Source organism: Rhodophyticola sp. (assembly GCF_965284195.1).
Taxonomy (GTDB): domain Bacteria; phylum Pseudomonadota; class Alphaproteobacteria; order Rhodobacterales; family Rhodobacteraceae; genus Rhodophyticola.
In genome coordinates, this window is the sequence record NZ_CBDIRM010000001.1 from 2641144 (window position 1) to 2658088 (window position 16945).

At 61.9% G+C, this 16945-nt stretch carries 7 protein-coding genes, 1 tRNA gene and 6 pseudogenes; 1 reads left to right on the forward strand and 13 read right to left on the reverse strand.

Translation table 11 applies throughout. The features are described 5' to 3' along the window. Window positions 1-2: 2 nt before the first annotated feature. The 13 genes and pseudogenes from rpsL to ACQ651_RS13255 all read right to left on the reverse strand — a co-directional run bounded on the left by rpsL (window position 3) and on the right by ACQ651_RS13255 (window position 15842). Window positions 3-374 (reverse strand): 30S ribosomal protein S12, encoded by a 372-nt coding sequence (rpsL, locus tag ACQ651_RS13195; RefSeq protein WP_121899615.1) that lies wholly within the window; start codon window positions 372-374, stop codon window positions 3-5. Window positions 375-604: 230 nt separating this feature from the next. After that, entirely contained in the window at window positions 605-1516 is a 912-nt protein-coding gene (locus ACQ651_RS13200) for a DMT family transporter (RefSeq protein ID WP_227288007.1), read from the reverse strand. Beyond that, complete coding sequence (locus ACQ651_RS13205; RefSeq protein ID WP_430449516.1) at window positions 1513-2376, reverse strand: glycosyltransferase; 864 nt, start codon at window positions 2374-2376, stop codon at window positions 1513-1515. The genes ACQ651_RS13200 and ACQ651_RS13205 overlap by 4 nt, the downstream gene beginning before the upstream one ends. 348 nt (window positions 2377-2724) lie before the next feature. Further along, complete coding sequence (gene rpoC, locus ACQ651_RS13210) at window positions 2725-6933, reverse strand: DNA-directed RNA polymerase subunit beta' (protein ID WP_227288005.1); 4209 nt, start codon at window positions 6931-6933, stop codon at window positions 2725-2727. Window positions 6934-7017: 84 nt separating this feature from the next. Next, window positions 7018-11156 (reverse strand): annotated as a pseudogene (gene rpoB, locus ACQ651_RS13215) (DNA-directed RNA polymerase subunit beta). Between the two features lie 253 nt (window positions 11157-11409). Then, window positions 11410-11791: pseudogene (gene rplL / locus ACQ651_RS13220) on the reverse strand (50S ribosomal protein L7/L12). A gap of 75 nt (window positions 11792-11866) precedes the next feature. Next, a pseudogene (gene rplJ / locus ACQ651_RS13225) lies at window positions 11867-12386 on the reverse strand (50S ribosomal protein L10). Window positions 12387-12622: 236 nt separating this feature from the next. Further along, a pseudogene (rplA, locus tag ACQ651_RS13230) lies at window positions 12623-13350 on the reverse strand (50S ribosomal protein L1). Further along, window positions 13333-13781, reverse strand: a pseudogene (gene rplK / locus ACQ651_RS13235) (50S ribosomal protein L11); the annotation flags it as partial. The pseudogenes rplA and rplK, both read right to left, overlap by 18 nt. Window positions 13782-13919: 138 nt before the next feature. Beyond that, window positions 13920-14455: pseudogene (gene nusG / locus ACQ651_RS13240) on the reverse strand (transcription termination/antitermination protein NusG). Window positions 14456-14655: 200 nt separating this feature from the next. Beyond that, on the reverse strand, window positions 14656-14853 hold the full coding sequence (gene secE / locus ACQ651_RS13245) for a preprotein translocase subunit SecE (RefSeq protein ID WP_121899624.1): 198 nt from the start codon (window positions 14851-14853) through the stop codon (window positions 14656-14658). A gap of 181 nt (window positions 14854-15034) precedes the next feature. Further along, window positions 15035-15110 (reverse strand) — tRNA-Trp (locus ACQ651_RS13250). A gap of 81 nt (window positions 15111-15191) precedes the next feature. Next, entirely contained in the window at window positions 15192-15842 is a 651-nt protein-coding gene (locus tag ACQ651_RS13255; RefSeq protein ID WP_430449517.1) for a CatB-related O-acetyltransferase, read from the reverse strand. 315 nt (window positions 15843-16157) lie between these two features. Here ACQ651_RS13255 and ACQ651_RS13260 point away from each other — a divergent pair, with 315 nt between their 5' ends. Continuing rightward, window positions 16158-16799, forward strand: a complete 642-nt coding sequence (locus ACQ651_RS13260; RefSeq protein WP_430449518.1) for a hypothetical protein — start codon at window positions 16158-16160, stop codon at window positions 16797-16799. Window positions 16800-16945: the final 146 nt, after the last annotated feature.

A 16945-nucleotide genomic window follows, 5' to 3' on the forward strand; every position in this document is an offset into this window, starting at 1 on the left:
TCTTACTTGGGGCGCTTGGCGCCGTATTTCGAACGGCGCTGACGGCGGTCTTTGACACCTTGGGTATCCAGAACACCGCGCAGGATGTGGTAGCGCACACCGGGAAGGTCTTTCACACGGCCGCCACGGATCAGGACCACCGAGTGTTCCTGAAGGTTATGGCTCTCACCGGGGATATAGCTGATGACCTCGTAGCCGTTCGTCAGGCGCACCTTGGCCACTTTCCGCATCGCCGAGTTCGGCTTCTTCGGGGTCGTGGTGTAGACGCGCGTACAAACACCGCGTTTCTGCGGACAGGCTTCCAGGTGCTGCGACTTGGAGCGTTTTATTTTCGGCTGCCGCGGTTTGCGGATCAGCTGTTGGATCGTCGGCATTCGGTTCCCCGTCTTGCTCGTTCATGTCAACTGGCGCCACGTCACATGACGAAAACACCAAAACCGCATGCGCCCTTTCCCTACCTGGAGGACGCCGCGGTGGAATTCCCAGAGGATCGGGGCATTCAAACCGCCCGGATCATGGCCACTCAAATCTGTATGTCTGGCATCCGGGCGCTACACGCAGCCCTGCCAAGTGGCGCGCGGTATAGGAGGAATCGGATAGGCTGTCAACAGCGCCCGGGGGCAGGTTTTGCAGGCTGCGCGACCCGCAGCGCCCGTTTCGCGGCCACCTGTTCGCGCCATAGCGTGAAAAGCCCTGTCGCCACAACGATCGCGCTGCCCAACAGCGTCAGATTGTCCGGCCATTCATCGAAAACCAGCCAACCGAGAAAAAGCGCCCAGACCAGCGAGGTGTAGCGAAACGGTGCCACAAACCCGATCTCGCCCACCCGCATCACCATGATCGAGAAAAGATAGGCGGCGATGATGACGGTCGAGGCCGCAAGGACAAGGATGCCCGCCTCAAGGTCGACCGGCCGCCAGGGTTCGCCCATCGACATCACGCCCCCGAACAGGCCCACCGCCGCCGCGGTGATCACGGCCACCCCCATCGACGGCACGTCGCGGCTCAGCCGTCTGGTGATGAGATCGCGGGCGGTAACCAGCGCCACGGCCAGAAGCGCCGCCAGCGCGTAGAGGCTGAACCCGTCGCCGCCCGGCTGCACAATCAGCAGGACACCGCCAAATCCGGCCAGAATGGCCAACAGACGTTTCCAGCCCACCGGCTCGCCCAGAAACACGTATGCGGCCAGCGTCACAGTCAGCGGCAGGGCCGACAATATCGCCGTCACATTGGCGATGGGCATGTTGATCAGGGCGGTCAGGAACGCCACCATCGCGCCGATCTCCGCGATGGTGCGCCAGATCACGCGGCCTCTGTCCCCGCGCGGGATGTGAAAGCTAAGCCCGCCCATTGCCCAGACCATGGCCGCCATCATCGCCGTGGTCGCCACGCCGCGCAGAAACACGATCTGAAAAAGCGGCAGATCTTCGGCAAGAAGTTTCACGCAAGCGTCGTTGAGTGTGAACCCTGCCATGCTTGCCATCATGAACAGCGCGCCTTTCAGGTTCGGGCTCATTCCTCGGCACTTTCTCCGGTCCGAGGCCCCGTCAGCCGCCGCATCACCGGCAAAACCCGCTTGGGGTCCAGTCCGAACCGCTCCCTGAGATGGTTGCGCGCCTGCCGAAGCGGGATCGGCACGGCGCCCGGCGGGATCGACCGGTCGCTGTCGTTATGGGCGTGCAGCGTGCGCACGAACATCTGTTCGCTCGGGTCCAGCCAGCAGCGCGCATATGCGGCAAGACGCCTGTGATTCCAGCGAAAGATATTGGTCTGCGTTTCCACCGGCGTGATCATCGCGCTGGCCAGCCCAAGGGGCTGGATTTCCCTGAAATCGTAGAACGGGTTTTCGACGTCCTTCAGATCCCAGTAGATGCCGCGATGATAGGCGATCACCACCGGGTTTTCCGCATCGCACCACCCGATCTCCAACAGCTTGTCCGCCGTGGCGCGGGTCTTCTCGATGTAATCCACCGCCACCGCGTCATCGTCGTCGATCCGGAAGCCGGTGATGAAGTCGGACTGTCTGTCCCAGCCCCGTTTGAAGGCCCGGCGCGTGGAATTGAGCGGCCCCGCCGCCTCCAGCGTGCAGACCTGCAGGAAGGGATAGGGGGTCATCAGGTCTTTCAGCCGCCGTCGCCAGCGTTGCGGCATCGTATCGCCGACCAGAGCGATCAGGGTGAAGTCCTTGTCGGTCTGCGCCGCGAGCGACGGCAGGCAGATCGTTTCGAAGAACACGAAACGCTCCCGCATCCGGTCCGGCGCATAAAGCAGCTCCGCCTGCTCTTCCCGCGACCGGTTGGAGGCGTTGAACCCGCCATCGCCCAGATAGGAGAACCGGCAGACGCCGACGATCTGATTGCTGATTGTGCCCGCCATGTCGTCTTTCGATCCAGCCTCAGGCCCCGACCCTAGGACAATACCCGTCCCATGGGAAACCCCCGCGCAACGGCAACAAATCATTAACCTTGACTATCTGAGGGCGAACCGAAGAAAGGTTACGAAGATTGCCCAATTTTCGAAATCTTGCAACCCGTCTGGCGCAGGCATGGCGCGCGTGTTTCGGCAAAGACCCGACCGATCCCCACATCAGATGCCGACCGGCTGCGATGCCGGGCAAGGACACGCCGGGCACAGGCAGCGCCACGAAAAACCCCCGCCGAGATTTCCTTCGGCGGGGGTGCATTTTACCGCACAAGACCGGGTTACCGGACAAGACGCGGCGGATTACTCCGCCGCGCTCTCGCTGGCATCGGTTTCCTCAGGGGCTGCCAGAGCCGCCGCCGCTTCCGCTTCCGCACGGGCCGCCTCGATCACGACCGCGTCGCGCTCGCTTGCGATCCGCCGCACCCGCTGCGTGGCCCCACCGGTACCCGCCGGGATCAGACGGCCGACGATGACGTTCTCCTTCAGGCCCACAAGCTTGTCGCGCTTGCCCTGCACCGAGGCTTCGGTCAGCACGCGGGTGGTTTCCTGGAACGACGCCGCCGAGATGAACGACCGGGTCTGCAGGCTGGCCTTCGTGATCCCGAGCAGGATCGGCTCGCCCTGGGCCGGACGACGCCCATCGGCCACCGCCTTTTCATTGGCCTCGTCAAACTCCGCCTTGTCGACGTTCTCGCCCTTCAGCAGCGTGGTTTCCCCTGAATCCAGGATCTCCCATTTCTGCAGCATCTGGCGAACGATCACCTCGATATGCTTGTCGTTGATCTTCACGCCTTGCAGCCGGTAGACATCCTGCACCTCGTCGATCAGGTAGTCGGCCAGCGCCTCGACACCCATGATCCGCAGAATGTCATGGGGCGCCGGGTTGCCATCCATGATGTAGTCGCCCTTCTGGACAAAATCGCCCTCGGCCACCGGGATGTGCTTGCCCTTGGGCACCATGTATTCCACCGGCTCCTGACTCTCGTCAGCGGGCACCACGGAAATCCGGCGCTTGTTCTTGAAGTCACGGCCGAATTTCACATAGCCGTCCTTCTCGGCGATGATCGCGTGATCCTTCGGACGCCGCGCCTCGAACAATTCCGCAACGCGGGGCAAACCACCGGTGATGTCCTTGGTCTTGGCGCCTTCGCGCGGGATACGGGCAACCACATCACCCGCTTCGATCTTCTGGCCATCCTCGACCGACAGGATCGCGTCGACCGACATCGGATAGGTCACCGGGTTGCCCACATCGTTGCGGACCGGTTCGCCATCGTCGCCGATCACGATGATCTCGGGCTTCAGCTCGTTGCCCTTGGGCGCCGCGCGCCAGTCGGTCACGATCTTCTGGGTCATGCCGGTGGCATCATCGGTCTCGTCCCGGACGGCGATGCCCGAAACCAGATCGACGAATTTCACCGTCCCGGCCTTCTCGGCGATGATCGGCAGGGTATAGGGATCCCATTCGAACAGACGGTCGCCGCGCTTGACCTGAGCACCTTCGGCCACGTGGACCTTGGTGCCGTAGCCCAGCTTGAAGCTCGCCCGCTCCGCGCCATGCTCGTCCATGATCGCCAGAACCATGTTGCGGCCCATGACGATGATGTCACCGGCTGCGTTTTCCAGCAGGTTGGCATTGCGGAACTCGATCTTGCCTTCGGCGCCGGCCTCCTGGAACGATTGCTGGCCACCCTGGGCCACACCGCCGATGTGGAAGGTCCGCATCGTCAGCTGCGTACCGGGTTCCCCGATCGACTGGGCCGCGATGATGCCCACGGCCTCGCCCACGTTGACCCGGGTACCGCGCGCCAGATCGCGACCGTAGCAGGCCGCGCAAACGCCCTCCTCGGCCTCGCAGGTCAGCGGCGAGCGGATCTTCATCGACACGACACCGGCCTGCTCGACCGCATCGGCCTTGCGCTCGTCGATCAGCTCGCCCTTGACCAGCAGCACCTCGTCGCTGCCGGGGACATGTACGTCTTCACCGGAGGTCCGGCCCAGAATGCGCTCGCTGAGCGAGGAAACGACCTCCCCGTCATTCACGGCAGGTTCCGCCGTGATCGTGTTGTCCGTGCCGCAATCCTGCATCCGCACGATGCAATCCTGTGCCACGTCCACCAGACGACGGGTCAGATAGCCCGAGTTCGCCGTCTTCAACGCGGTGTCCGACAGACCCTTCCGGGCGCCGTGTGTCGAGTTGAAGTATTCAAGAACGGTCAGACCTTCCTTGAAGTTCGAGATGATCGGCGTCTCGATGATGGATCCGTCGGGCCGTGCCATCAGACCACGCATGCCGCCCAACTGCTTCATCTGCGTGACCGAGCCACGCGCACCGGAATGCGCCATCATGTAGACCGAGTTCGGCTCCTGTTCGGCTCCGTTCTCATCGGTGACCTTGGCCGAGATCGACGCCATCATGGCATCGGTGACCTTGTCGTTGGCTTTCGACCAGGCATCGATGACCTTGTTGTATTTCTCACCCTGGGTGATCAGGCCATCCATGTATTGCTGTTCGAATTCCTTCACCTGGCTCCGGGTCTCGTCGACCAGTTCCCATTTGGTGTCGGGGATCAGCATGTCGTCCTTGCCGAAGGAAATCCCGGCCTTGAACGCCTCACGGAAACCAAGGGTCATGATCTGGTCGCAGAAAATGACGCTCTCCTTCTGGCCGCAATAGCGGTAGACCGTGTCGATGACCTGCTGGACCTCCTTCTTCCGGAGAAGGCGGTTGACCAGTTCGAACGGCGCCTTGGCGTTGAGCGGCAGAAGCGAACCGAGCCGGATCCGGCCCGGGGTCGTTTCAAAGCGCTGGTAGACCTCGTTGCCTTCCTCGTCGATCTGTTTCAGCCGCGCGGTGATCTTGGTGTGCAGATGCACCTCGCCCGCGTTCAGGGCGTGCTCCACCTCCTCCACGCTGGCAAAGGCCATGCCTTCGCCCTTCATGCCTTCACGCTCCAGCGTCACATAGTAGAGACCCAGGATCATGTCCTGCGACGGCACGATGATCGGCGCGCCGTTGGCGGGCGACAGCACGTTGTTCGTGGACATCATCAGGACACGCGCCTCAAGCTGCGCTTCCAGCGAGAGGGGCACGTGCACGGCCATCTGGTCGCCGTCGAAATCGGCGTTGAAGGCCGAGCAGACCAGCGGATGAAGCTGGATCGCCTTGCCTTCGATCAGCACGGGCTCGAAGGCCTGGATACCCAGACGGTGCAAGGTGGGCGCCCGGTTCAGAAGCACCGGGTGTTCGCGGATCACCTCGTCGAGGATATCCCACACCTCGGGGCGCTCCTTCTCGACCAGCTTCTTGGCTTGTTTCACGGTGGAGGACAGACCCTTGGCCTCAAGCCGCGAATAGATGAAGGGTTTGAACAGCTCCAGCGCCATCTTCTTGGGCAGGCCGCATTGATGCAGCTTCAGCTCCGGCCCCGTCACGATGACGGACCGGCCCGAGAAGTCGACGCGCTTGCCCAGGAGGTTCTGCCGGAACCGGCCCTGCTTGCCTTTCAGCATGTCGCTGAGCGATTTCAGCGGGCGCTTGTTGGCGCCCGTGATCACCCGGCCGCGGCGGCCGTTGTCGAACAGAGCGTCGACGGATTCCTGCAGCATCCGCTTTTCGTTGCGGATGATGATATCCGGCGCGCGCAGCTCGATCAGCCGCTTCAGACGGTTGTTCCGGTTGATCACCCGGCGATAGAGATCGTTCAGATCCGACGTTGCGAACCGACCGCCATCCAGCGGCACCAGCGGGCGCAGTTCCGGCGGGATCACGGGCACGACGGTCAGGATCATCCATTCCGGACGGTTGCCGGATTCCAGGAAATTCTCGACGATTTTCAGCCGCTTGATGATCTTCTTGGGCTTCAGCTCGCCGGTGGCTTCCTTCAGGTCCTCACGCAGCTGCGCGGCCTCGGCCTCAAGGTCGATGTTCTGCAACATCTCGCGGATGGCCTCGGCCCCGATATTGGCCTGGAACGCATCGGCGCCATAGGCGTCCTGCGCGTCCATGAACTCTTCCTCGGACATCAGCTGCCCATAGGTGAGATCGGTCAGACCGGGTTCGATCACCACGTAATTCTCGAAATAGAGGATCCGCTCCAGATCGCGCAGCGTCATGTCCAGCATCAGGCCGATGCGAGACGGCAGCGACTTCAGGAACCAGATATGGGCGACGGGTGCGGCCAGTTCGATATGGCCCATGCGCTCGCGGCGAACCTTCTGCAGCGTAACTTCCACACCGCATTTCTCGCAGACAACGCCGCGATATTTCATCCGCTTGTACTTGCCGCAAAGGCACTCGTAATCCTTCACCGGTCCGAAGATCCGGGCGCAGAACAGGCCGTCACGCTCGGGCTTGAACGTCCGGTAGTTGATGGTCTCGGGCTTCTTGATCTCGCCATAGGACCACGACAGGATCCGCTCCGGCGACGCCAGCGAGACCTTGATCTCGTCGAAAGCCTTTTGCGGCGTCAGCGGGTTGAACGGGTTGTTGGTCAGTTCCTGGTTCATTCTATTTCCTCACGATCAGAGGGTGCGGGGAGGGGTGCGTGACATCACGCACCCTGCGGGTAGGCCACGCGCTTGCGCGCATCTCTACTCGTCCTCCTCCGCATCCAGGAGTTCCATGTTGAGGCCCAGGCCGCGGACCTCTTTGACGAGAACGTTGAACGATTCCGGCACGCCGGCTTCGAAGTTGTCCTCACCCTTGACGATGCTCTCATAGACCTTGGTCCGGCCGGCCACGTCGTCCGACTTCACGGTCAGCATCTCCTGCAAGGTGTAGGCCGCGCCATAGGCTTCCAGCGCCCAGACCTCCATCTCGCCGAAGCGCTGTCCGCCGAACTGCGCCTTGCCGCCCAGAGGCTGCTGCGTGACCAGGCTGTAGGGCCCGGTGGAGCGTGCGTGGATCTTGTCGTCGACCAGATGGTGCAGTTTCAGCAGATACTTCACACCCACGGTGACCTGGCGGGAGAATTGCTCCCCCGTGCGGCCATCGTACAGGTCGGACTGACCGGAGGTGTCGAACCCTGCACGGGTCAGGGCATCGTTCACGTCCGCCTCTTTCGCCCCGTCGAAGACCGGCGTGGCGATCGGCACACCGCGGGTGACGTTGGACGCCGCCTCGATGATCTGATCGTCATCCATTCCGGCGGTCGCCTCGGCATAGACATCCTCGCCATAGGCGATCTTCATCGCGTCCTGCACCGGGGTCATGTCGCCGGTACGGCGGTATTCCCCAAGCGCTTCGTCGATCTTGATGCCCAGACCGCGCGCGGCCCAGCCCATATGGGTTTCAAGGATCTGGCCCACGTTCATCCGGCTTGGCACGCCAAGCGGGTTCAGCACGAAATCGACGGGCGTGCCATCGGCAAGGAACGGCATGTCCTCCATCGGCACAACCTTGGAGATCACGCCCTTGTTGCCGTGACGGCCGGCCATCTTGTCACCCGGCTGCAGCTTGCGCTTCACCGCGATGAAGACCTTGACCATCTTCATCACACCCGGCGGCAGGTCGTCACCCCGGCGCACCTTCTCCACCTTGTCCTCGAACCGGTGGTCCAGCGCGCGTTTCTGCGCCTCGAACTGTTCGTTCAGCGCTTCCACATGGGCCGCATCCTGTTCTTCCCCCAAGGCCAGCTGCCACCACTGCCCCTTCGACAGGGTGCCAAGCAGCTCTTCGGTGATTTCCGAACCGGACTTCACGCCCTTGGGGCCTTTCACGGCCGTCTTGCCAAGGATCATCCCCTTCAGACGCGCGTAGATGTTGCGCTCCAGAATGTGCAGCTCGTCATCGCGGTCGCGGCTCAGACGCTCCACTTCCTCACGCTCGATCTGCAAGGCCCGCTCGTCTTTCTCCACACCGTGGCGGTTGAAGACGCGGACTTCCACGACCGTTCCGAAATCCCCCGGCGGCAGGCGCAGGGATGTATCACGCACATCCGACGCCTTTTCGCCGAAGATCGCGCGGAGCAGTTTCTCCTCCGGCGTCATCGGGCTTTCGCCCTTTGGCGTGATCTTACCGACAAGGATATCGCCCGGCCCCACTTCGGCGCCGATATAGACGATCCCCGCCTCGTCGAGATTGCGGAGCGCCTCCTCGCCGACATTGGGAATATCGCGGGTGATCTCTTCCGGCCCCAGCTTGGTGTCGCGGGCGGCAACCTCGAACTCCTCGATATGGATCGAGGTGAAGACGTCATCGCGCACGATCCGCTCGGAGATCAGGATCGAGTCCTCGTAGTTGTAGCCATTCCACGGCATGAAGGCGACGACGACGTTCTTGCCGAGCGCCAGTTCGCCCATATCCGTGGACGGGCCATCGGCAATCACCTCGTCCTTCGACACCTTGTCGCCGACCTTCACCAGCGGGCGCTGGTTGATGCAGGTGTTCTGGTTGGAGCGCTGGAATTTGCGCAGGCGGTAGATATCCACCCCCGCATCGCCCAGTTCCAGATCCTCGGTGGCGCGCACAACGATCCGCTGCGCATCGACCTGGTCGATGACGCCACCGCGTTTGGCCATGATCGCAGCGCCCGAATCCTTGGCCACCACGCTTTCGATACCGGTGCCCACGAAGGGAGCATCGGCCTGCAAGAGCGGCACCGCCTGCCGCTGCATGTTGGAGCCCATGAGCGCGCGGTTCGCGTCATCGTTCTCAAGGAACGGGATGAGCGAGGCCGCGACGGAGACCAACTGCTTCGGACTGACATCGATCAGGTCGACATTCTCGCGCGGGGCGAGCGTGTACTCGCCGGACTGGCGGGTGGAGACGAGATCGTTCATGAACTCGCCCTTGTCGCTCAACGTCGCGTTGGCCTGCGCCACGGTATGCCGCATCTCTTCGGTGGCGGACATATAGTGGACCTCGTCGGTCACCTTGGCGTTCACGACCTTGCGGTACGGCGTCTCGATGAAGCCGTACTTGTTCACCCGTGCGTAGGTTGCAAGGCTGTTGATCAGACCGATATTCGGGCCTTCCGGCGTCTCGATCGGGCACATCCGGCCGTAATGGGTCGGGTGGACGTCGCGCACCTCGAAGCCGGCGCGCTCGCGGGTCAGGCCGCCCGGTCCAAGCGCGGACAGGCGCCGCTTGTGCGTGACTTCGCTGAGCGGGTTTGTCTGGTCCATGAACTGCGACTGAGCTGCGAGGAGCCGAAGAACTCGCGCACCGCCGCGGCGGCGGGTTTCGCGTTGATCAGATCCTGCGGCATCACCGTGTCGATCTCGACCGAGGACATCCGCTCCTTGATCGCGCGCTCCATCCGCAAAAGACCCACGCGATACTGGTTCTCCATCAATTCGCCGACCGAGCGGACGCGACGGTTGCCCAGATGGTCGATATCGTCGATATCGCCCTTGCCGTCGCGCAGTTCGACCAGCGCCTTGATGCAGGCGATGATGTCTTCCTTGCGCAGCGTGCGCTGTGTGTCCTCGGCATCGAGCGCCAGACGCATGTTCATCTTGACCCGGCCAACGGCGGAGAGATCGTAACGCTCGCTGTCGAAGAACAGCTGATCGAACAGCGCCGATGCCGCATCAACCGTGGGCGGCTCGCCCGGGCGCATGACGCGATAGATGTCCATCAGCGCGGTTTCGCGGTTCAGGTTCTTGTCCGCGGCCACGGTGTTGCGGATATAGGGGCCGACATTGATGTTATCGATGTCCAGCACCGGAATGTGGGTGACGCCCGCATCCAGCAGCTCTTTCAGCGTGCCGCCGGTCACCTCGCCGTCCTTGTCGAGCTCCCATGTCAACTCGTCACCCGCCTCGACATAGATCGCGCCGGTTTCCTCGTTGATGATGTCCTTGGCCACGAACCGGCCGATGATCCCCTCGAACGGCACCAGAAGCTCGGTGACCTTGCCCTCGTCGATCAGTTGCTTGACCGCGCGGGGCGTGACTTTCTTGCCCGCCTCGGCGATCACGTCGCCGGTCTTCGCATCGACCAGATCGCTGGTCGGGCGCGTGCCGCGCACACGTTCGGGGAAGAACTTGGTGACCCAGCCCTTGTTCTTTTTCAGCTTGAAATCGACCGTGTCGTAATAGGCATCCATGATGCCTTCCTGATCCAGCCCAAGCGCATAAAGAAGCGTAGTCACCGGCAGCTTCCGGCGCCGGTCGATCCGTGCGAACACGATGTCCTTGGCGTCGAACTCGAAATCCAGCCAGCTGCCGCGATAGGGGATGATGCGGCAGGCGAACAGAAGCTTGCCCGAGGAATGGGTCTTGCCCTTGTCATGGTCGAAGAACACGCCCGGGGACCGGTGCATCTGGGAGACGATGACCCGCTCGGTGCCGTTGACGATGAAAGTGCCGTTGGGTGTCATCAGGGGCATGTCGCCCATGAACACATCCTGCTCCTTGATATCCTTGACGGATTTCGCGCCGGTATCTTCGTCCACATCGAACACGATCAGGCGCAGCGTGACCTTCAGCGGCGCGGCATAGGTCATGTCGCGCTGCTGGCACTCCTCGACGTCGTATTTCGGGTGCTCAAGCTCGTATTTGACGAACTCCAGCACGGCGGTTTCGTTGAAATCCTTGATCGGGAAGACCGACTGGAAGACACCCTTGATGCCTTCGCCGTCCAGCGGCTGCGGTTCGTCACCGGATTTCAGGAACAGATCATAGGAGGATTTCTGAACCTCGATCAGGTTCGGCATCTCCAGCACTTCGCGGATCTTGCCGTAGAATTTGCGGATACGTTTCTGGCCTGCGTAGGTCTGAGCCATGCTCTCAAACACCTTTTTGGTTTCCTCGCGCCGCACATGTCGTCGGGGCACCGACATGGCCACACATTGAAACAAGCGGGTTCGGACCAATTCATGCCCACCGTCCCACCGGCAAGCTCCCGATCCATCGAACCGCGCCTTAGGGAAGACCCGCCCGTTTCGAACGGGCCCTCGCTAAGACAGGTTCGGCTGGACCCGGATTTGCCCCGGATCCAGCCAATATCAGCGCCTCCCGCCCGCAGGCGGGCGCGGATTACTTCAGTTCGACTTCGGCGCCAGCTGCTTCCAGCTTGCCCTTGATCTCTTCTGCTTCGTCTTTGCCAACGCCTTCCTTGACGGCCTTGCCACCGGCTTCGACCAGCTCTTTGGCTTCTTTCAGGCCCAGGCCGGTGATGGCGCGGACTTCCTTGATCACGTTGATCTTGGATGCGCCTGCGGCCTTCAGGATTACGTCGAATTCGGTCTGCTCTTCAGCAGCCGCGCCACCGGCGTCGCCAGCAGGGCCCGGCCATCATGACCGCGCCACCGGCTGCGGGCTCAATGCCGTATTCGTCTTTCAGGATGGTTTTCAGTTCTTGTGCTTCGAGAAGGGTCAGACCCACGATCTCTTCAGCCAGTTTTTTCAGATCAGCCATTTGTACGGTTTCCGTATGTAGGTTTGTGTTCCAACATCGCAAGGGCAAGGCCCTACGACAGGTCTCAAAGTTGCTTTACGCGGCTTCTGCCTTCTCTTCGATCGAAGACAGGATGCTCGCGATATTCGAAGCAGGTGCGCCAATGGCCCCGGCGATGTTCGAGGCAGGTGCGGCGATGCAGCCCACGATCGAAGCGATAAGCTCCTCCCGCGACGGCATTTTCGCAACGGCCTTCACACCGTCGGCATCCAACAGATTCTCCCCCATCGAGCCGCCGAGAATGACAAACTTGTCATTCGTTTTGGCATAGGCATCCGCGACCTTGGCCGCAGCCACAGGATCCTCGGAATAGGACAGAACTGTCATCCCCGTCATCAGGTCAGCGATGCCAGCGGCAGGCGTTCCTTCAAGGGCGATCTTGGCGAGCCTGTTCTTGGCGACACGTACGGACCCGCCCGCTTCACGCATTTGCGCGCGCAGATCCTGCATCTCGAGCAACGGTGAGGCCTTCGTAGTGCGAGACCACGACGACGCCAGAGCTTTCAAAGATCTGGCCGAGTTCCTCGACCACTTTCTCTTTCTGGGCTCTATCCACAGTTTCACTCCAAATTGGGAGGTCTCCCTCCCGGCTCATGTTTGACGGGTTGCCCCGCCACTTCGGGTCCAAGTCAGGGTCCCGAGACCAGATCGCCCGAGGTCGACCCCCGGAAATCGTCTCTCGCGTCCCATCTCGGGAAGGAATTATGTGGCGGATGCCACACCCTCCGTCTCGGACAGACCGGAGCCGGTTCTTGCGGCCCCGCCATTCGCCCGGCGAACCGGGCAAATCTCTCAGTTGCCGGTCGCGCTATCCACGCTCACCGAAACGCCCGGCCCCATGGTGGAGCTGAGCGACACTTTCTGCATGTAGGAGCCCTTGGCCCCCGCAGGTTTGGCCTTGCTCACCGCATCCACGAAAGCGCGGATATTGGCCGCCAGCTTGTCGGCATCGAAGCTCGCCTTGCCGACGCCCGCATGCACGACGCCCGCTTTCTCGGCGCTTGAACTGGACCTGACCGCCCTTGGCGGCCTCCACGGCCTCCTTGACGTCCATGGTCACCGTGCCGATCTTCGGGTTCGGCATCAGGTTCCGGGGGCCAAGCACCTTGCCCAGACGGCCCACAATGGGCATCATGTCCGGCGTGGCGATGCAGCGATCAAACTCGATCGTGCCGGCCTGCACGGTTTCCATCAGATCCTCCGCGCCGACGATGTCGGCTCCGGCGGCCTGCGCCTCTTCCGCCTTCGGGCCGCGTGCGAACACGGCGACACGCACGGTCTTGCCAGTGCCGTTCGGCAGGGTCACCGTACCGCGCACCATCTGGTCCGCGTGGCGCGGATCGACACCCAGGTTCATCGCGATCTCGACCGATTCGTCGAATTTCGCGTTCGCATGGGACTTGATCAGGTCGACCGCTTCTTCGACCGCTCAGGTTCTCTTTTCCGGCAAAGGCCGCACGGGCGGCTTTGGCGCGCTTTCCAATCTTTGCCCATGCGTTATCCTTTACCTCGATGCCCATCGAATTGGCAGAGCCAACGATGATCTTCATGGCGGCCTCGACGTCGTTGGCGCTGAGGTCTTTCATCTTCGCTTCGGCGATCTCGCGCACCTGCGCCACGGTGACCGTGGCCACGGTCTCGCGACCGGTGGTCTCCGCGCCGCGCGGGCGGTTGCGCTTGCCGACGGGTTTCAGGCTCGGCGGCCTTCTTCAGGTAATAAGACGCAGGCGGCGTCTTGATTTCCATCGCGAAGGACTTGTCCTGATAGTAGGTGATGATGGTCGGGCACGGGCTGCCCTGTTCCATATCCTGGGTCTTGGCGTTGAACGCCTTGCAGAACTCCATGATGTTGATGCCGCGCTGACCCAGATGCCGGGCCGACCGGCGGGCTCGGGTTGGCCTGACCGGCCGGGACCTGGAGCTTCATCGTTCCAGCGAGTTTCTTGGCCATATGGCCTCTCCTTCATTTCAACACCCTCCGGGCGCGCCCATCGGGTTCTTCGTTGTTGTGGTCCGGCCGGACACGCGCGCGCGCCGCACCTCCCACATCGCCGCGGCTCCCTCTCGGAAAGACGTCGGCCGCTTCACGTCAGATCTGTTTCGAGACCTGCGTGTATTCGAGTTCGACCGGCGTCGCCCGGCCGAAGATCGACACCGTCACCTTCAGGCGCTGGTTGTCGTCATCCACTTCCTCGACCATGCCGTCGAAATCCTCGAACGGACCGTCATTGACCTTGACCTTCTCCCCGATCTCGAAGGTGATGGTGGACCGCGGTGCGGCCTCGCCCTCTTCGACGCGGTTCAGAATCGCGTTCACTTCGTCATCGCGCATCGGCATCGGACGGCCTTGGGGGCCCAGAAACCCGGTGACCCGCGGGATCGAGTTGATCGCATGATAGGCGCTGTCGGTCAGTTCCATCCGCACCAGAACATAGCCGGGCATGAACCGGCGCGGCACGGTCACCTTCTTGCCACGCCGCACCTCGATCACGTCCTCTTCGGCGGGACCAGAACTTCCTCGATTTCATCCTCGAGGCCCTTCTCCGCCACGGCGGTTCTGATCTGCTCGGCAATGCGCTTTTCGAAATTCGACAGCACGCTGACCGAATACCACCGTTTCGCCATGTCTCGCCCGTTCCTCGCCCCGGCATGTCTTGCTGCCGGTAATTTCCAGTCATCTCAAAGGCTTGCGCCGCGTTCCCCGAACAAAAAACAGCGCGCATCACGAATCGACGCACGCCATACTGGGGAAGTGAGCTGTCACCTACCGCCCAAGCCCCGGAAAATCAAGGGGCCGGGCCGGGTTTTCTGCCCCTTGGCCGTGTTCAGCCGAACGCGGTCAGGATCAACTCCAGGCCCTGGCGGATCAGCCAATCGACGAGGCCGAAAAAGATTGCTGCCAGAACAGCCATCACGAACACCATCACGGTGGTCAGAAGCACCTCCCGCCGGCCGGGCCAGACGACCTTGGCAACCTCGGCGCGGGTCTGTTGCAGAAACTGAAACGGGTTGGTCATGGCCATGGATATACGTCCGATCCTTCGCGGGTGTTGCGGGGCATATACGCACCGGATGCAGGCTGCGCAAGCGTGCGGGCGTGAAACGAAAGGTCGCGGATGATCGCGGTTCCGCGCGCTGCCCCACCCTTCCGGGCCATATCATGGAGCCGCAGCAAGCGGACCGGACGATATCCCCGGACCGGTCTGGCAGGGGCGGAGGGATTCGAACCCCCGACCGTCGGATTTGGAATCCGATGCTCTACCAACTGAGCTACACCCCTCGACCGGAGCCTCGTTTAGCCGCAGGGCCATACCATTGCAAGCGACAATGGAGGCCGCCGGGGGAGGCCGCCCGGGTCCGGCTAGGCGCGCGCAAGCGCCTCGATATCGCCACCCGTGATCGCCGCCTCGTTTTCCAGGATCTTGTCGATCGGCCAATCCCACCATGCGATGGCGTTGAGCCGCGCAATCTGGTCCTGGGAGAACCGCATCCGCACCACCTCCGCCCGATTGCCGGCAATGACGGCGTAATCCGGTATGTTGCCCGAAACGACCGAGCCCGCGCTCACGATCACGCCATTGCCGATCTGCGTGCCCGGCAGGACGATGCTGTTCATCCCGATCCACACGTCATGGCCGATCACCGTGTCCCGCCCCTGCGGCAGGCTTTTCGGATATCCCAGAATGCGCGCCGGATCGAAGATGGAGAAAGGATAGGTCGAGATCCCGTCCATCCTGTGATTGGCAGAGGCGGTCACGAAGCGCGTCCCTTGGGCGAACTGGCCGAACTTGCCGATGACCAGACGCTCGGAGGAATGGGGCATGAGGTAAGGCGCGATGCGGGAAAGCCAGCCGAGCGCATCCCTCGGCGGGTCGAAATCGCTGTAATAGGTATAGTCTCCGATCTCGACTCTCGGATGCTTTATGACGGCGGAGAGAAACACGTTGAAGGGTAAGGCGGTGCCATCGGGCAAGCGGACCGGGAGGGCCGTGTCAGGGCTGGGAAAAGGCATGGATCACAATCGACTTGGTTGAGAATGAAACGATTATGAAAGGCTTGTCATAATCCGACGCGTCGAGACAAGGAGAAAGGCGATCCTGCGCAACACAAAACCCGGAGACCGGAGCGCTGATGCGCACGTTTTTGGCGCGGGTGCATCAGCCCAGAAGAGATTCCGGTCCCCCAAATGTCTGATAATTTCCCCTTATAAAGCAAAGATTTACCGACAAATTTCGGAACATATGCAAAATTTGCGGGAACCAGAGGCGGGGCGAAAACGTCGATGTGCCGGATCGCAACGACCACGTGAAAAGAAAGGATTTCAACCATGAAACGCTCTCTTCTGGCACTGACAACCGCCATCGCCCTGGCACTGCCCGCTGTCGCTCAGGATGCGGACGGCCCCACCGAGTTCGTGCGCGATGTGCTGACCCAGTACGGGTATGACGCTGCCGCCGTGGAAACCATGACGGCCGCCGAAATCACCGAGATCTATCTCGCCGCCACGTCCGAGAACTCGATGGCCGTACGCAGTGCGCTGCGGGGAATGGATCTGCCAGAAACCGAACCGACCGACTACGCTCTCGTTACGCGGACTTCCGATGTCGAGCGCCATGTGGCGGGCGTTCTCGAAGAGCACGGCTACATGCCGGTGCTGGTGAACACGTTGAGTGACGGGGAAATCGCGTTGATCTACACCACGGCCACCTCGGAAGAGTATGCCGATGTCGAGGGTGTGCTGAGCGCGATGAACCTCGTCAAAGGTCAGACGACATTCGAGATCGACTGGGAAGTTCCGACAGATGACAATATCGAACGCGTCGTCGCGGACCGCCTGATGCAGCGCGGCTTCGAGCAGGCCCAGATCGACGCCCTGACCGAAGCCGAAACGGCTGAACTGTACCTGGCTTTTACCTCGGAAGATGAACAGGAGATCAGATCCACCCTGGACGGCATCTTCAACTCGTGATGTGACAGACCTGTCCCATCAGATCCTGGGCCTCAGGGCCCGGGATTTTCTGTTGCGAGGGCTGCACCGGACGGTGCCGGTTTGAATTGGGCGGGCACAGCAACCAGATAAGGATTGTCTCATCCAGCAGTGGGAAAGGAACCTCC